General features: G+C 63.0%; 16 protein-coding genes. 5 read left to right on the top strand and 11 right to left on the bottom strand.

Annotated elements, in window-relative coordinates; translation table 11 throughout:
• Positions 1 to 957: a 4-hydroxy-tetrahydrodipicolinate synthase gene (dapA, locus tag B5526_RS33380; protein WP_079543936.1), complete on the top strand. Its 957-nt coding sequence runs from the start codon at positions 1 to 3 to the stop codon at positions 955 to 957.
• A 260-nt stretch (positions 958 to 1,217) separates the two neighbouring features.
• On the opposite strand, the gene B5526_RS33375 is transcribed toward dapA, so the two are convergent.
• A complete protein-coding gene (locus B5526_RS33375) occupies positions 1,218 to 1,514 on the bottom strand; it encodes a hypothetical protein (protein WP_079543935.1) in 297 nt (98 codons plus the stop codon).
• 272 nt (positions 1,515 to 1,786) lie between these two features.
• Here B5526_RS33375 and B5526_RS33370 point away from each other — a divergent pair, with 272 nt between their 5' ends.
• A complete protein-coding gene (locus B5526_RS33370; RefSeq protein ID WP_154071579.1) occupies positions 1,787 to 2,275 on the top strand; it encodes a hypothetical protein in 489 nt (162 codons plus the stop codon).
• Between the two features lie 82 nt (positions 2,276 to 2,357).
• On the opposite strand, the gene B5526_RS33365 is transcribed toward B5526_RS33370, so the two are convergent.
• The 3 genes from B5526_RS33365 to B5526_RS33355 form a co-directional block, all read right to left on the bottom strand.
• A complete protein-coding gene (locus B5526_RS33365; protein ID WP_079543933.1) occupies positions 2,358 to 2,573 on the bottom strand; it encodes a hypothetical protein in 216 nt (71 codons plus the stop codon).
• Positions 2,574 to 2,954: 381 nt separating this feature from the next.
• A complete protein-coding gene (locus tag B5526_RS33360) occupies positions 2,955 to 3,443 on the bottom strand; it encodes a hypothetical protein (RefSeq protein WP_079543932.1) in 489 nt (162 codons plus the stop codon).
• Between the two features lie 146 nt (positions 3,444 to 3,589).
• Positions 3,590 to 4,198: a hypothetical protein gene (locus tag B5526_RS33355; RefSeq protein ID WP_154071577.1), complete on the bottom strand. Its 609-nt coding sequence runs from the start codon at positions 4,196 to 4,198 to the stop codon at positions 3,590 to 3,592.
• Between the two features lie 281 nt (positions 4,199 to 4,479).
• Between B5526_RS33355 and B5526_RS33350 the strand changes: the two genes are divergently transcribed.
• Positions 4,480 to 4,863, top strand: a complete 384-nt coding sequence (locus B5526_RS33350) for a VOC family protein (RefSeq protein ID WP_079543930.1) — start codon at positions 4,480 to 4,482, stop codon at positions 4,861 to 4,863.
• 42 nt (positions 4,864 to 4,905) lie between these two features.
• Positions 4,906 to 5,244, top strand: a complete 339-nt coding sequence (locus B5526_RS33345; RefSeq protein WP_079543929.1) for a hypothetical protein — start codon at positions 4,906 to 4,908, stop codon at positions 5,242 to 5,244.
• On the opposite strand, the gene B5526_RS33340 is transcribed toward B5526_RS33345, so the two are convergent.
• A complete protein-coding gene (locus tag B5526_RS33340; protein ID WP_172842165.1) occupies positions 5,241 to 5,690 on the bottom strand; it encodes a hypothetical protein in 450 nt (149 codons plus the stop codon). The two genes, B5526_RS33345 and B5526_RS33340, sit on opposite strands and share 4 nt — an antisense overlap.
• A gap of 344 nt (positions 5,691 to 6,034) precedes the next feature.
• Between B5526_RS33340 and B5526_RS33335 the strand changes: the two genes are divergently transcribed.
• A complete protein-coding gene (locus B5526_RS33335) occupies positions 6,035 to 6,382 on the top strand; it encodes a GrlR family regulatory protein (RefSeq protein WP_079543928.1) in 348 nt (115 codons plus the stop codon).
• Positions 6,383 to 6,394: 12 nt separating this feature from the next.
• On the opposite strand, the gene B5526_RS33330 is transcribed toward B5526_RS33335, so the two are convergent.
• From B5526_RS33330 to B5526_RS33305, 6 genes are all read right to left on the bottom strand, one after another.
• Positions 6,395 to 9,070 carry a PAS domain S-box protein gene (locus tag B5526_RS33330; protein WP_079543927.1) on the bottom strand — a complete coding sequence of 892 codons (2,676 nt, stop codon included), beginning with the start codon at positions 9,068 to 9,070 and terminating at the stop codon, positions 6,395 to 6,397.
• Between the two features lie 206 nt (positions 9,071 to 9,276).
• Positions 9,277 to 10,200, bottom strand: coding sequence for a DMT family transporter (locus tag B5526_RS33325; protein WP_079545770.1), 924 nt, complete (start codon positions 10,198 to 10,200; stop codon positions 9,277 to 9,279).
• A 201-nt stretch (positions 10,201 to 10,401) separates the two neighbouring features.
• Complete coding sequence (locus tag B5526_RS33320; RefSeq protein ID WP_079543926.1) at positions 10,402 to 11,214, bottom strand: NUDIX hydrolase; 813 nt, start codon at positions 11,212 to 11,214, stop codon at positions 10,402 to 10,404.
• Positions 11,215 to 11,218: 4 nt separating this feature from the next.
• Positions 11,219 to 12,175, bottom strand: a complete 957-nt coding sequence (locus B5526_RS33315) for a dihydrodipicolinate synthase family protein (RefSeq protein ID WP_079543925.1) — start codon at positions 12,173 to 12,175, stop codon at positions 11,219 to 11,221.
• 127 nt (positions 12,176 to 12,302) lie between these two features.
• On the bottom strand, positions 12,303 to 13,181 hold the full coding sequence (locus tag B5526_RS33310) for an SDR family oxidoreductase (protein WP_079543924.1): 879 nt from the start codon (positions 13,179 to 13,181) through the stop codon (positions 12,303 to 12,305).
• A gap of 173 nt (positions 13,182 to 13,354) precedes the next feature.
• On the bottom strand, positions 13,355 to 14,215 hold the full coding sequence (locus tag B5526_RS33305) for a MaoC/PaaZ C-terminal domain-containing protein (protein ID WP_079543923.1): 861 nt from the start codon (positions 14,213 to 14,215) through the stop codon (positions 13,355 to 13,357).
• Positions 14,216 to 14,217: the final 2 nt, after the last annotated feature.

Below are 14,217 nucleotides of genomic sequence, written 5' to 3'. Positions count from 1 at the left end.
ATGGCCGCGCCGGCATTTCCCGCTACCTGGCTCGCGGGCTACATCCCCGATCTTCCGACGCCGTTCGACGAAAGCGGCGCGGTCGACCTCGCGACCTTGGCCAAACTTTGCGAACGTCAGATCGACGCACGTGTCCCGGCGATCGTGGTTTGCGAGACCGCCGGCGAAGCCTCGACGCTAACGCCTGTCGAGCAACAGCGCATCGTCGGTGTCGCCGTCGAGGTGGCCCGCCGCCGCGTCCGCGTCATTGCCGGAGCGGGGTCGAATTCAACCAGCCACGCGATCGAACTGACGCGGCGCGCCGAACGCGCCGGCGCGGACGCGGTGCTTTCGGTCGTGCCCTATTACAACAGGCCGATGCAGGCCGGCATCCATGCGCATTTTCGGGCGATCGCGGAGGCGACCAACCTGCCTATCATTCTGCACGACATTCCCTCCCGCACGATCCGCGAACTCGCCGACGACACCCTCGCCCGGCTCGCCGAGGCGGAACAGTTCATCGGACTAAGAGATGCGACAGCCGACGTTGCGCGTCCGATGCGGTTGCGGCCGCTGCTGCCGTCAGGCTTTCGACTGTTGTCCGGAGACGATGCGACGGCGTTGGCTTATTTCGCCAATGGCGGGGATGGCTCCATCTCGACGATTTCGAACGTCGCGCCGGATCTGTGCCTGGCGATGTATTCGAGCTCCAGGCAAGGGCGCCTGCAGTCCGCGAGATATGTGCAACATCGGCTGGCGCCGCTGACATCAGCACTTTCCAGGGAGAACCCGGCAGCGCTGAAATATGCGCTCTGCCTGCTCGGCTTCATGTCACCCGCCACGCGCCTGCCCATCGTTGAACTCACCGATGCCGCGAAGGCCGAGGTCGCCGGCGCAATCGCGGCGATCGGCGAGGATCTCGCCGGTCCCGGCGAAAGCCGGCGTCGCTCTCACGAGGATGCGGCGGCCAAATCGTAGTGGTCAAATCCGCAAGGCCGCAGCGTGCGGAGAGCTGTCTGCCGAGACTCACTCACCGGCCGCCGGCGGGCGTGCGGTCGCCAAAATGCTTTTCCCGCCATTTCGGCCCGGGACCACGCATATAGTGATCTTCCGGGTGGTACTTCCCGGCTGACCCGTCCCAGAGGGCGCGGCGCAGGAGGGAAATAAGAAGGGATACGGTGGAAGGAAGCCGAAGCATCGGACGCTCCTCTTGGAATGGTAACCGGAATCGGTGGAGACTATTTTTCCCATCTCGATCCCCGCGGACGCGCTGTCGAAGCCGATTGGCGCGCCACAAGGCTCTCTTCGACCCGCACGAAACCAGCACCGCGAAGCTCAAGCTCGCGCTCCATCCGACGCAGCTTCGCATCGGCGACGGCTTCGATCAGCTCTTTCAGACGGCCGCTAACGCGGCTCAAGGCGGTCCGCACGCGAACGCGTCTGACGTGAATCCTGCCGAACCTGTAGCCTTTCTGAAGGCCATCGTTGCGGATCAAGCCGGGAAGTTCATCGCCGCCAGCAAGAGAGCGAGCCATCTTCCGATCTCCATCGTCAGCTCATATCGCGAGCTATCGATCCGAAGATGCAGATTACCGCATAGGAAATCGAGACGACCTCCTGCGCGCTCTCATAGCCGCGCTATAAATACCTTAAGGCATTAACCTTGCGGCCGCTCGCCCCACGATACTTATACTTTTCTTATGATGCGCGACGCCAACCCGTCTCGCATTCCTACGGCATCGTCTGCTTATCATTCGCATTCGCCCACGGCCGTGCCTTGGGAACGCCCGCAACCGCCGAAGACACCATGATCGCCGTGCCGCTAACCAGCCCAAACCTGTTTCGGTGTGCTCCAACAACCTCCACCACTGCGATCGAGCCGGAAGGCGAGCGCTGCGGCATTTCGCCGATCGACGAGCCCACCATAGCTACCGCGCCGTTTCAGCCGCTCGATCCCAGTATCGTCAACGACACCATCCCGACATTTTTCATCGGCCGCAACAGCGAAGGCTTTTGGGTTGCCCGTGATGCGAGAGGCAAGATCGGCGGGATTTTTCTGTTTGAAAATTCCGCGCGCTCATTTGCGCGAAGGAATAGCGAGCCGGCGGGATGTGCAATGATATTTCCGCTCGAAAGATTCGAACTCGACCTGGAAAATAGCGGAAATCCCCTTGTCGGACACCTCAGATCGCTGGTCCACTTCGCGACGCGCCGTCGGCAGTCAATGGCGAGCTTGATCGGCAAAATGACCGAAGCGGTCAAACGCCGCTCGAAGCATCGTCCTCGGAGCCCTTGAAATGGGCCGCGGCCGAACGGCAGCGATAGCGCCCCGCTCGTGCTCGCCCTGGTCCCGGCGGTGTCCTACGCCGTCGCATCCCTCATTCCGCTTCGCCCGCTCCTTGCGAGCTCAAACTTTCGCGTGTCAGCAAAAGCTTGAACTGATCGGCGCCGTATTGACGCCCGGCTGGTGTGCTGATCGAAACCGCAAAACCATCCGCCGCAAGCTTCCGGGCCAATATCACCGCATCAATGACGCTGGAACGGATGTCAGCGGTGCGGTGATCGTCTCTTGTCGCTTCGATAATGAATGTCATGTGGTCCAACCATTCGAAATGCCGAATCGGGAATCGTAAGCCATTCAGTAAATTGAAGCGGGACGAGTGTCGGCTCGGCGCTTCCAGGGCGCGTGCCCAATTGCGCACACGGCAACTCAGTGATCTATCGGAGAAAATCATTCCGCTCACAAGTCGCTATTGACGCTGCGAGACCGTCGCCATACCCATATTGGGTAGGACCCGCGGTGCTGCAAGAAACCAACATGCTGCTGGTGCGGAAATTCCTTCGCGATTTGATGGAAGCAGGCATCGAACTGCCTGGCGGCATCTGATAGCGGCGAACAAACTCAGAGGATGCGGGGCGAGAACGAAGGTCGGCGCAAAACCGCCGCGCTAAACACCCAGCTTACCAGCTGGTTCTTACCAAACGTTGTTGCCGAACAGCCCAAATCCAAAGTGCGGTTGCTGTGCAACCAGCATCGTCGGCGGACCCACGGGAGGCGCCACACGCCTTTTTGCAACCCTGCGCTTGGGTTGGGGCTTTACTTCCGCCGTTTTCACTTCCGCCGTTTTCGGGTCGGGCTGTGCTCCCTGCTTCTCCACCTGCTTCAGATCGGATGGCTGAAGCTGCGCAAACGCGTCCCGCACCCGCGCCTTCGCCGAGGCGTCGGCAACCGTTGCCGGGGCCGGCGCGGCAGTCTCGGTCTTTGCGATCTGGGCGGGCGCAGGCTGGCTGGTATCGAAAACCACGGCCTTGGGCCATTGTCGCGCGGAATGAATACGGATCACGGGCAGCTCCGCATCCGCTCTGTCGGCAACCGGCGGCGGCGCCGGCAAATACGCATTGATGACGAACAGCAGCGCGAGCAACACTCCGCCGACGTACATAAAATATCGCGCCACGGGCATTTCGGCATCACTCCGTCCGCACGCATTGGCGCGGATTAACAATCTAACTAGGGATGTTGCGATTGGTTCCTAGGGCCGCCAGACCCCCGTAACAACGAAGTTACCGCTTCGTTACCCCCGCGGGGCCTCGGCTGCCAAATCGGGCGCTAGAGGTGGCTCGCGGCGACCAGCGAGCATTTGGCCAGATCGGCATTGATATTGACGAAACCGACATGCATGCGGGCAAAGGTCTTGCGGCTCTTCATGTTGACGACATCATGGATCACCCGGGTGCGGTCGGTCAGGTGGCTGCCGTCCCGGCGGGCAAATGAGCAAAACAGCTCGATATCCTTGACCGCGTAACTGTTGGCATTGCGGAGCGTGAGCGTGACGAGCGCCTTCGACCCCAGCCCGCCCCTTCGCCAGGATTGCGATGAAATCTTGAGCCGGTCGACGGGGGCGGGTTGCGCGGGCGTGATCGCCTCCGCGGTCGCCGGGTCGAAGGTGGAACCGTCCCGCGCGACATTCGTGACGGTTGCCGGCCATGGAGGCGGCTCGGTCGCGGCAGTCGCCATCCGCGCCGGTTCGCGTTCGGCGCTGTGGCCGGCGTAGCCAAACAGCAGCATCCAGCAGGCAAAACCGGCGATCAGGGCCGCCGGCAGCCAGAAAAGTCCGAGTTTGAAGTAGTTGACCCCCGATTTTTCCGGCCGATCCGGGAAATTGCCGCCGACTTCGGCGGGCCCGGTCAATTCGATACCGTACAGCCCAGTGTTCATCGTCATGCCCACCGATTGGCGGCAAACAATTATCACCTGTTGCGCCGCACAGCCACACACGCGGTGGACGCGTTGCACCGGTTCCGCCGCTTTCCCATAATCGGCAAACTCCGAAATGGTTGCATCGAAATGTAACAATATTGGGGATGGCCGGCGGCCTGGCGATGGGGATGGCCATGCCGGAACGCGACCGCTAAATTGACGGCGTCGCGGCGCGTGCCGCGGCCAAGCGACGCGTCGCGGCAAGCGGCGCGCTAGCCAAAGCCAAGGGGAGAACGACGATGCCGATAGTCACCTGGGATCATATTCACTTGCGCAGTCCCGATCCGGAGGCGACCGCGGCCTGGCTTGAAAACATTCTCGGCGGCGTGATCATCCACGGCCCCGGGCGGATCGACGTCAAGCTCGGCGGCGCCAATGTGTTCATCGCGCCGGTTGTGGCCGGCGACGGCGTCAACAGCCCGCCGGTAACGCCCTATCAGGGGCTCGATCATTTCGGGCTGACGGTGAAAGACATCGATGCGGTGGCCGCCGAGATCAAGGCCAAGGGCGTCGAATTCACCAAGGAGCCGACGACGATCCGGCCGGGTGTGCGCATCTGCTTCATCCGCGGGCCGCAGGGCATCTCGGTCGAGCTCCTGGAGCGCGACAAAAAATATGCCTGAGGAAAAAAGGCGCCAAGCCGCCATCACGCGACGGCTTGGCCGATGAACGGCTGGCCTTCGGTTGCCATCATCATCGTCGCGCAGATCGCCACAGCCGTTCTCCTGATACGCCTCGCCGCGCGGCGGTGGTGGAATTATCTAGCGATCGCCGTTTGCATGGCCTCGCTGGTTCGTCCCACCCAAACTTACATCACCGGCGACATTTCGAGATATCTGCCGGGCGCGATCTGGTCAGAGGGCGGCGACGCCAAGGACCAGATTATCTACGTGAGCGCCGCAAGCACGATCCTGCTGCCGCTGATCGTGTCGGCGCTCGCGATGGTTGCCTGCAAACAAATCTGGCGCGCTTTAAAACGCGCAGACAAGCGCAACGTCAGCTAAGTCATGCTGCCCGGCATGAAGCATCGGATCGAGGTGCCGAGGTACCCGCGCAGCGGCCACACCATGGTGCGGCCGATCCGGTTGGGTTCGGTGATGACAGCTTCATCCGGCACGTCGACCCATTCGCCATCGAGCCGTACGCGATAATGACCGCCCGCGGATTCCCAATCGACGTCGGAAACCGCGGTGCCGTCGGCATCCGAACAGCACGGCCCCTTGCCGCTTTTGAGACTGTCAAACCATTGCTTCAGGGGCGAGTTGGCATAGCGCCCGTCGGGATCGCGCGCATGCCCGGAATGGGAAGCCAGTGCCAGCAATAGCGCGGCAAGACCGAACGTCAGCGACGTTCTTAATCGCCTTTTATGTCGGCGACCCGAATTTTCCCAATCGTTGTCGTCAGTGTCTAAATGCGGCTCATGGCCGCCGGAATCGTTCCAGTTGCTCACGTTTCTCCTGCTCCAGCACCCACCGGCCGGTGCTTCCTTCGCCATGCATTTCGCGGGCCAAGATTATGACAGACGGTGATTCGCGACATTCCGGGTGAATACGGTGTTAGCTTCGGAAATGGATGCTGGCTGAGCGGTCCAAGCGCGCGCTGAGTGTTAACAAGGAATAATTTCCTGCAGCCAACCGGATGCCATTTGCGCGCGCTACGGCGAACGTCCCGGTTAGTGAGTTTGCGCCGGGCGTGGCGGGCGCGGTCAACCTGTCGCGTTGACGCCGCGCGTGGCGCTTTGGCATAACAGGGAACCGACTCCGTGAATGACGGACGTCGTTAACCGGCCACGCCATGAAGAATGGTCTGTATTCGATCCACGTCAGCCTGCAGGATGGTCGTGTGGGCAAGGGCAGCGGCGTGGTCGTGTTCCGGGACGGCAAGATCGTCGGCGGCGATGCCTATCTGTTTTACACCGGCAGCTACACGTCGAAGGGCGATACATTCAAGGGCGAGGTGCTGGTCCAGCGCCACACCTCCAGTCCCGACGCCAATCCTTTGTTCGGCGGGCCGAGCCCGGTCGGCATCGGCGTCTCCGGCACCTTCACCGATAAGGCAGCGGTGATGGACGGCACCGCGCTGGTCGGCAAAGCGAGCCAGATATTCAAGGCGACCTTGCGCAAGCTCGCCGACATCGACTGACGAGCGCGCTCGTTATTCCGCCGCCTGCTCCAGCGGCGCCACGCGGGGCAGGATGATCTGGATCCGGGTGCCTTTGCCCGGCTCTGAATCGAGGTCGAGCCGGCCGCCGAGGCGGTTGGTCACGATGCTGTAGACGATATGCAGGCCGAGCCCGGTGCCGCCCTGATCGCGGCGGGTGGTGAAGAACGGATCGAAGGCGCGGCGGCGGACGTCGAGGCTCATGCCGCAACCATTGTCGGAGAAAATGATCTCGACATTGTCCTTGCCGGATGCCCGCACCTGGATATCCACCGCGCCGGGCTTGCCGTCGGGAAAAGCATGGGCCACCGCATTGAGAAAAAGGTTGGTCAGCACCTGGCCGTATGGGCCCGGATAAGAGTTCATGGTGAGATTGGGCTGGCAATCGACGGTGAGCGACAGATTGTGCTTCCGCAAGCCCGGCCGCAGGCTCATCACGACCTGCTCGGTGAGATCGCCGAGGTCGAAGGTGCGCTGGTCCGAGTAATTGCGGTCGGCGGCGACCTGCTTGAACGAGGTGATCAGTTCGGCGGCGCGATTGAGATTGGCGACGAGCTGCGAGGACGCATCGCGGCTGGTCTCCAGAAATTCGCTAAGGCTCGATCGCCGCAGATTGCCGCGCTCGACTTCGGCGGCGAACAATGCCGTCTTGCGCTCCAGCGAGGAAGCGACCGTCAGGCTGATGCCGACGGGATTATTGACCTCGTGGGCGACGCCCGCCACCAGCCGCCCGAGCGCTGCGAGCTTTTCCGCCTCGATCAGCGAGTTCTGGGTCTCCCGCAGATTGCGCAGCGCGGCTTCGGCGGCATCCTTCGCTTTTCGCATTTCCTGCTCGCCGCGCTTACGCTCGCCGATATCGAGCGCGACGGTGACGATGCGTTCGATCTCGCCCTCGGCATCGAGCAGCGGCATCTTGTTCACCAGCCACTGCCGCAACTTGCCTTGGGAATCCAGATACTCCTCCTCGTAGAATCCGAGCCCCCTGCCCGAGGCCAGCACGCGCTTGTCATTCTCGTCGGTCTTCTGCGCACCATAGCGCGACATCAGATCGCTGGTGGTGCGGCCGATCGCGTCGGCCGGCTCGACACCGAAGATGCCGGCCATGTAGCGGTTCATCAGGACATAGCGGAGCTGCTTGTCCTTGACGTTGATGACCGCGGGCACGGTGTCGATCACCTGCTGCAATAGCCGCCTTCCCTCGGCGATCGCGTCCTCGGCGCGTTTCTGATCGGTGATGTCGCGCACCGTTCCCTCATAGCGGATGACCTGGTCTCGATCGTCGCGCACGGCGGTGGCGCTGTCGGACAGCCAGAGGATGGTGCCGTCGCGCGCACGTACCTGATACTCGAACTCGCGCACCATGCCGTCGCGCTGCATCAGCGACTGGTATTCCGCTCGCGCCGCCGGATGAACGTAGACCGTCTGCGCGATGTCGCTGATGCCCTCGATCAGACCCTGCGGTGTCGCGTATCCCATGATTCGCGCCAGCGCCGGGTTGGCGTTGAGCAGCACGCCGCCCGGCGTCGTCACATAGATGCCGTCGACCGAGCCCTGGAACAGCTTGCGATAGCTTTCCTCGGCAAGGCGCTGCTCGGCCAATGCGTGCACCGCCGCTTCCCGCGCGGCGTCGGCGTCGACCAAGGTGCGGCGGAACACTTCGGCGGCGCGGGCGATATCGCCGATCTCGTTGTTGATGTCGGTCGCCGGGATCGAGGCGTCCTTCTTGCCCGCGGCGAGCGAACGAATCGCGGTCGCAATCGCCTTGAGCGGACGCACGGTGCGGCGCACCACGAACAGTGCCGCGACCAGTCCGATCAAGACACCCAGCGTTCCCAGGATGATGCTTTGCCATTTGTCGTGGGCCAGGGTCTTGGCGAAATCGACGCCCAGTAGCCGGCCCCGGCTGGCGCTGACCTCGCGCAACAATTCGGTCACCCGTCCGATCTGCCGGCCTTCGATGCCCAAGACGTCCTTGTCGATCTCGGCGATCTGCGCCTCCGTGTCCGAGACCGAAATAATCGCGTCGGCATAGGCATCGACCGCGCCGCGAAGCGCCGGTTGGTTGATGGCGAGTGCCCGCATGCGTTGGGCGGCCTGCTCGGCCGCCGCTGGATCGTGCGTCAGCAAGGCCTCGGCAACCTGGTTTTGCATGCGAAACAGACTGCGCGCGGTCTCGCGATCGGGCACGTCGGCGATCGCCTGCTCGAACCGCTCGCGCACCGGCGGCAAGGCCGCGACCAGTTGCGTGCGCCGCGCGATCAACGCGGTGACCCGCTCGATGCCTTCGCGGTAGTTCGCAAGCCGCTGGGTAACGCCGTCGATCATATCCTGCTGTTCGGGCGCAAGCTCCAACCGCGTTTTCTTGAGCAGCGCGCTCAGCGCCGACGCGGCTGCCCCCACCCGCTCGGGCCGGGCGTCCGGATCGGTGACGAAATCGCGGGCGGCGAGCCGCAGCTCGTTCATGCGCCGATCGATATCCACGGCGACGTCGCCAAGGCTCTGCAGCCGCTGCAACTCGGCAAAGGTCGTATCGATGTGGCGGATGGAGATGACGCTGGCGACGCTGGTCATCACGATCATCGCCAGCAGCAGGATGAAGCTGGCAAAGGTCAGCTGACCGATCGAAAGCGAAAATGACCGTATCCGTCGGATGAAGGCGGCAAAGGGCATGGGGATCGGGACCTGGGTCCGAACAGTGGCCCTTTTATACGATGGAATCGGGCCTTAGGGGAACCTGCCGCCGGCCGCCAATGCCCGCGGGGCGCGCGCGCGGGTATGTCCGTGTCCCGGACGCGATCCAGCGTCCTTCACGCTGCTCCGCAGAGCCGGGACCCATACCGTGCCCAGGCGTGGACCCCGAATCAGGAGCGCACTCTTCAGGTCGACGCGTTAACCAACGTCGGCCTCCGGCCCGGTATCGTCATCGCGACCACGCCGGTCACGACGCAGGCAAGACCGATCCATGCCGTCGAGGACAGGCTTTCGCCGAGAAAAACGACGCCAAGCGCGACGCCGATCGGCACCCGCAAATACGCTTGCGCCGTGGTGCCGACCGAGCCCAGTGTCTGGATCAGCCGAAAATAGATGACAAAGGCGAACGCGGTCGAGAATAGCGCGAGTGCGAGCAGCGCCAGCAGCGAGCTCATCGAGGGCGCAAGGCTCCATGGCCGGTCCACGACGAGGCTGACGGGTATCAGGATCGCCGCGCCACAGATTAGCGAACCCGCGGCCGGCGCCATCGGATCGAGGCCCTTGAAACCGCGGCTGAAGATGGCGCCGCCGGCATAGCAAACCGTTGCCGCCACCACGGCGAGTTGCGCGGCAAGCTGCTCGCCTAACCCATTGAGCGCCTGCACGCCCACGATCAGGCAGATGCCAGCCATCCCGGCGAGAACGCCCAACAGTTTTCGCGCACTCAGCGCCTCCGCTCCCGTGATCGCGAACGCCAGGAAGAACGTGAAGATCGGTGAGGTGGAATTGAGAATGGTCGCAAGGCCCGCGTCGAGAAAACGTTCGCCCCAGGCGATCAGCGTCCAGGGGATCACGCTGTTGAGGCAGGCCTGAAACAAAAAGCGCCGCCAGGTCCCGGCATCCTTCGGCAGCCGCAGCCCGCGCGCGTGCATGATCACAAGCAGCAGCAATCCCGCAATCGAGGTGCGCGCCGCGATCAACGTGATCGGTGGGATAGTTGCGACGCCGAGCTTGATGAAGGTATAGGACGCGCCCCACAGCGCCGCCAACAGCAAGAGTAATGCAAGCTCCACGGCGATGTAAGGATTTCGCGAAGAAGTATTTTCCATCTGCGTCGTTCCGGCTCCCGAGGCTTCGAGGCGGAACACTACATGGTCGTGTATCGATATACTTCGCTGCATATCGAAGTGTTGGTGTAAGACACGGTTCTAGCAGCGTCATGCTTTACCACCGGGCTTAAAGACGCGGATGCCCGGCACAAGACCGGACATGACGAACGAGAGATCAGCGCACTACCGTTGGGCCTTGCGTCACACCGCGCCGACTTCAAAAACCTCGCCATCATAGCCGGCTTCCCGGGGGATGCGGAGCTGGCGGCCGCCGTTGAGCTTTGTCATGACCGGCATCACCGTCACGATCGGCTTGCCGCTGATGTCGTCGAGCGCCGACTTGACGCTGTTCTGCTTGCCGAGCCGGATCAGGTTGCGCGTGGTCGGAAACGGCAATTTGAACCGCCCGCTCTCGCCGCCGGCCAAGGCCTCTCGCGGCGATACCCAGATCGAATCGGTGGATTCCTTGCCGTCATGGGCGCCGACCTGCTCGGGAGGTGCCGCGGCGAGGAAGAACCAGGTGTCGAATCGCTTTGGCATGCCCTCCGGCGTGATCCAGTGGGCATAGGGCACGAGTTCATCGAGCGCCAGCAACAGCCCATTATCGGCGAGCACTTTTAAAAATGTCGTCTTGCCCTCGCACAGGATGGCGCGATGGGCCGCTTCGATCTCGCGCGCCCGCCTGGCATCGATCAAGCCGTTCGATCCGCGGGAACGCGCGAGCAGAATGCCGCTTTCCTCAAAGGTCTCGCGGATCGCGGCGATGCGGAAACTTAAGTCGTCCGCATCGAGCCCCTCGCCGCCCGAGTAAAGCTCGGGCCGTGCGAGGATCTCGTTGTCGCCCTTGTCGACGCTGCCGCCGGGAAACACCAGCGCCCCGGAGTTGAAGTCGATTTCATAATGGCGCACCATCATGAAGACTTCGATCTCTCCGCGACCGTTGTCGTCGGGGCCTGCGCTGTCGCGCAGCAGCAGGATGGTGGACGCCGGACGCGCTGTGACGGCCTCTGCCATGCGATCAGCCCGCGGCACTTGATAATGGCTGCAGGTTGGCGCGCTTGTCGAGACGCGCCACCCGCGCCAACAGGTAATCGACTTCGGACTTTGCGGTAGCCGTGATATTCGCGCCGGGCTTGCGCTGCGCGCTCGAGGCGATCACGCCGCGCTTTTGCAGGACATATTTGCGTACCGCGAGGCCTGCGCCAGGCTGCTGCTCGTAGCGGATCAGCGGCAGATGCGCGTCGAACAGATCGTGTGCGGCGTCGCGGCGGCCCTCTTTCGACAACCTCACGACATCGATCAGCAATTCCGGAAAGGCGTAGCCGGTCATCGCGCCGTCAGCGCCGCGTTCCATCTCGAAATCGAGGAACAGCCCGCCATTGCCGGTCAGGATCGACAGCGGCCGCAGCGAGCCGTCTTTCTGGAAGCCGCGGAGCGCGGAAATTTTCTCCAGCCCCGGCCAGTCCTCGTGCTTGAGCATCACGCAGGACGGATTGTCCATCACGATCTTGCGGATCACGCTGGGTGTGAACACGACCGACAAGGTCAGCGGATAATCCTGCAGCACCCAGGGCACATCCGTGCCGATCGCTTCCACCGCCTGCTTGAAATAACCGATGATCTGATCGTCGGTGCGCAAATTGGGCGGCGGTGCGATCATGACACCGGCAGCACCCGCATCCATCGACTTCAGCGCCAGCGCGCGCATGGTGGCAAATCCCGGCGCCGAGACGCCCACGATGATCTGCATGTTCTTGGCGCGCTTGACGAAGCGGATCGCGACCTGCTCGGCCTCCGCGGCATCGAGTTTTGGCGCCTCGCCGAGGATGCCGAGCACCGTGACGCCGTCGCAGCCGACCTCGGCATAAAAATCCGTCAGCCGGTCGATGGATTTCTCGTCGATGCGGCCGTCGTCGTGGAACGGCGTCGGCGCGATCGCAAAGGTGCCTGCGGCGCTGGGGGTGAGTTTTGTCATCTGTGCCTCTTCTCTCTTTCGTCATTCCGGGGCATGCGAAGCATGAACCCGGAATCTCGAGATTCCCCGATGCGCAATTGCGCATCTGCGGTCTGGTCCTTCGGACCATGCCGGAATGACGTTTGAACTAAAACCGCCGCGCGCCCATCTTGATCTGCTCTTCGGAGAAGAAGATCTCGTTGGCGTGGTCGACGACATCCTGTGGCTTCCATCCCGTATGGGGCGGTTTCCAGCCTTCCATTTCCATCATCCGCATCTCCCGCACCCCGCGCGGGCCGGAGACGCCCAACACTTTGCCGGTCTGGTCGCCCGACAAATCGCTGACCATGTATAGCACGGCCGGCGCGATGCCGTCCGGCCCCAAGGCCAATCCAGGATTTTCCTTATAGCGTGGCAGGTCTGCGGTCATGCGGGTCAGCGCGCCCGGCGCCAGGGTCCAGACCCGGATATTGTACTTGCGGCCCTCGATCGCGAGCACGTTGGACAATCCCCAGATACCGCCCTTAGCCGCGCCGTAATTGGTCTGGCCGAAATTGCCGATCAGGCCGGAGGTCGAGGAGGTGTTGACGATGACACCGCCGCCATTGTCCCGCATCCAGCGGAAGACGGGCTGGGTGCAGCAGAAGGTGCCTTTGAGATGCACCCGGATGACCTTGTCCCAATTCCCTTCTTTCGCCTTGGCAAAGGTCTCGTCGAGCAGGATGCCGGCATTGTTGACGAGGATATCGGCGCGGCCGAAATTCTTGATGGCATCGTCGAACACCGACTGCCCGCCGGCGAGCGTCGAGATGTCGGCGCCGTTGGCGACCGCACGGCCGCCCTCGGCGACAATCGCGTTGACGACCTTCTGCGCCATCGAGACATCGGCGCCAGAGCCGTCACGGGGCCCGCCGAGATCGTTGACCACGACCGCCGCCCCCTCGCGCGCGAACAGCTTTGCATAGGCCTCACCGAGCCCGCCGCCCGCCCCGGTGATCAGCGCCACCTTGCCGTCGAGTAATCCCATGGTCGTTCTCCTTCTGGTTCTTCTTTCCTTACCTCGCCCCGCTTGCGGGGAGAGGTCGAAGGCGAAGCCTTCGGGTGAGGGGGACTCTCCGCGAGTCCCGGTGTGGAGGCTCCCCTCACCCCAACCCTCTCCCCGCGAAGAGCGGGGCGAGGGAGCGCACCGCCCTCGCCGCTCTAACCCAGCACCGTCTTGCCGCTCTTGATGACGGCGACGCCTCTCGCCTTCACTTTGGCCTCGAATGAAACCACGTTGCCGTCCTTCCACAAATCCATCGTCACAGTCTCGCCAGGATAGACCGGCGAGGAAAACCGCGCGGCGTGCTGTTTGAACGCTGTGGGATCGTAATCGGCATAGGTCTGCAAAATGCCGCGGCAGGTGATGCCGTAGGTGCACATGCCGTGCAGGATCGGTTTCGGAAAACCGGCGCGCTTTGCGAATTCGGGATCGGAATGCAACGGATTGCGATCGCCGCAAAGCCGATAGACCAGCGCCTGATCCGGACGCGTGGAAATATCGATCGTCCTGTCGGGCGCGCGGGTCGGCACCTTGTGCGGTTCGGGCTGGCCTTCGGAAGGCCCGCCGAAACCGCCATCGCCGCGCGCGAAGCGTGACGCGACCAGCGTCGCCAGTTCCTCGCCGTTCTCGTTCTTGAGCACGGTCTTGTGCCGGATCACCGCGCCCTTGTCCTTGCCCTTGTCGAAGACGTCGAGCACGCTGGAGTCGGCGGTGATATGGGCTGCTACCGCGAGCGGCCGATGGAAGGTGATGTCGCGCTCGCCATCGACCACCATCACCCGATTGAGATTCATTTCACCGGGCCCGGCCCCCCATGCCGCGACCGAAGCAAATGTCGGGACGACTTTTAGCGCGCGCGGCGTGGCGACGGCTTCGTTGACGAAAGCGAGCTCCTTCTCGTCCATCGGGTCCGCGCCCATGCCGATGCCATAGGCGTACAGCATCACCTCGCGATCGCTGTAGGCATATTTCTGGCCGAGGTTCTTCAGCGCCATCAGCTCATCGTACTTGATCGGCATTT

The organism is Bradyrhizobium lablabi, assembly GCF_900141755.1.
Taxonomy (GTDB): domain Bacteria; phylum Pseudomonadota; class Alphaproteobacteria; order Rhizobiales; family Xanthobacteraceae; genus Bradyrhizobium; species Bradyrhizobium lablabi_A.
This window is presented reverse-complemented; position numbering and strand designations above follow the sequence as displayed.

What these genes read in the sequence shown, in the direction of transcription:
- B5526_RS33315 (WP_079543925.1), bottom strand. Translation starts at nt 12,175, where the DNA reads ATGACAAAACTCACCCCCAGCGCCGCAGGCACCTTTGCGATCGCGCCG.
- B5526_RS33320 (WP_079543926.1), bottom strand. Translation starts at nt 11,214, where the DNA reads ATGGCAGAGGCCGTCACAGCGCGTCCGGCGTCCACCATCCTGCTGCTG.
- B5526_RS33360 (WP_079543932.1), bottom strand. Translation starts at nt 3,443, where the DNA reads ATGCCCGTGGCGCGATATTTTATGTACGTCGGCGGAGTGTTGCTCGCG.
- B5526_RS33310 (WP_079543924.1), bottom strand. Translation starts at nt 13,181, where the DNA reads ATGGGATTACTCGACGGCAAGGTGGCGCTGATCACCGGGGCGGGCGGC.
- B5526_RS33345 (WP_079543929.1), top strand. Translation starts at nt 4,906, where the DNA reads ATGAACGGCTGGCCTTCGGTTGCCATCATCATCGTCGCGCAGATCGCC.
- B5526_RS33355 (WP_154071577.1), bottom strand. Translation starts at nt 4,198, where the DNA reads ATGAACACTGGGCTGTACGGTATCGAATTGACCGGGCCCGCCGAAGTC.
- B5526_RS33325 (WP_079545770.1), bottom strand. Translation starts at nt 10,200, where the DNA reads ATGGAAAATACTTCTTCGCGAAATCCTTACATCGCCGTGGAGCTTGCA.
- B5526_RS33305 (WP_079543923.1), bottom strand. Translation starts at nt 14,215, where the DNA reads ATGCCGATCAAGTACGATGAGCTGATGGCGCTGAAGAACCTCGGCCAG.
- B5526_RS33365 (WP_079543933.1), bottom strand. Translation starts at nt 2,573, where the DNA reads ATGACATTCATTATCGAAGCGACAAGAGACGATCACCGCACCGCTGAC.
- B5526_RS33350 (WP_079543930.1), top strand. Translation starts at nt 4,480, where the DNA reads ATGCCGATAGTCACCTGGGATCATATTCACTTGCGCAGTCCCGATCCG.
- B5526_RS33370 (WP_154071579.1), top strand. Translation starts at nt 1,787, where the DNA reads ATGATCGCCGTGCCGCTAACCAGCCCAAACCTGTTTCGGTGTGCTCCA.
- B5526_RS33330 (WP_079543927.1), bottom strand. Translation starts at nt 9,070, where the DNA reads ATGCCCTTTGCCGCCTTCATCCGACGGATACGGTCATTTTCGCTTTCG.
- dapA (WP_079543936.1), top strand. Translation starts at nt 1, where the DNA reads ATGGCCGCGCCGGCATTTCCCGCTACCTGGCTCGCGGGCTACATCCCC.
- B5526_RS33335 (WP_079543928.1), top strand. Translation starts at nt 6,035, where the DNA reads ATGAAGAATGGTCTGTATTCGATCCACGTCAGCCTGCAGGATGGTCGT.
- B5526_RS33375 (WP_079543935.1), bottom strand. Translation starts at nt 1,514, where the DNA reads ATGGCTCGCTCTCTTGCTGGCGGCGATGAACTTCCCGGCTTGATCCGC.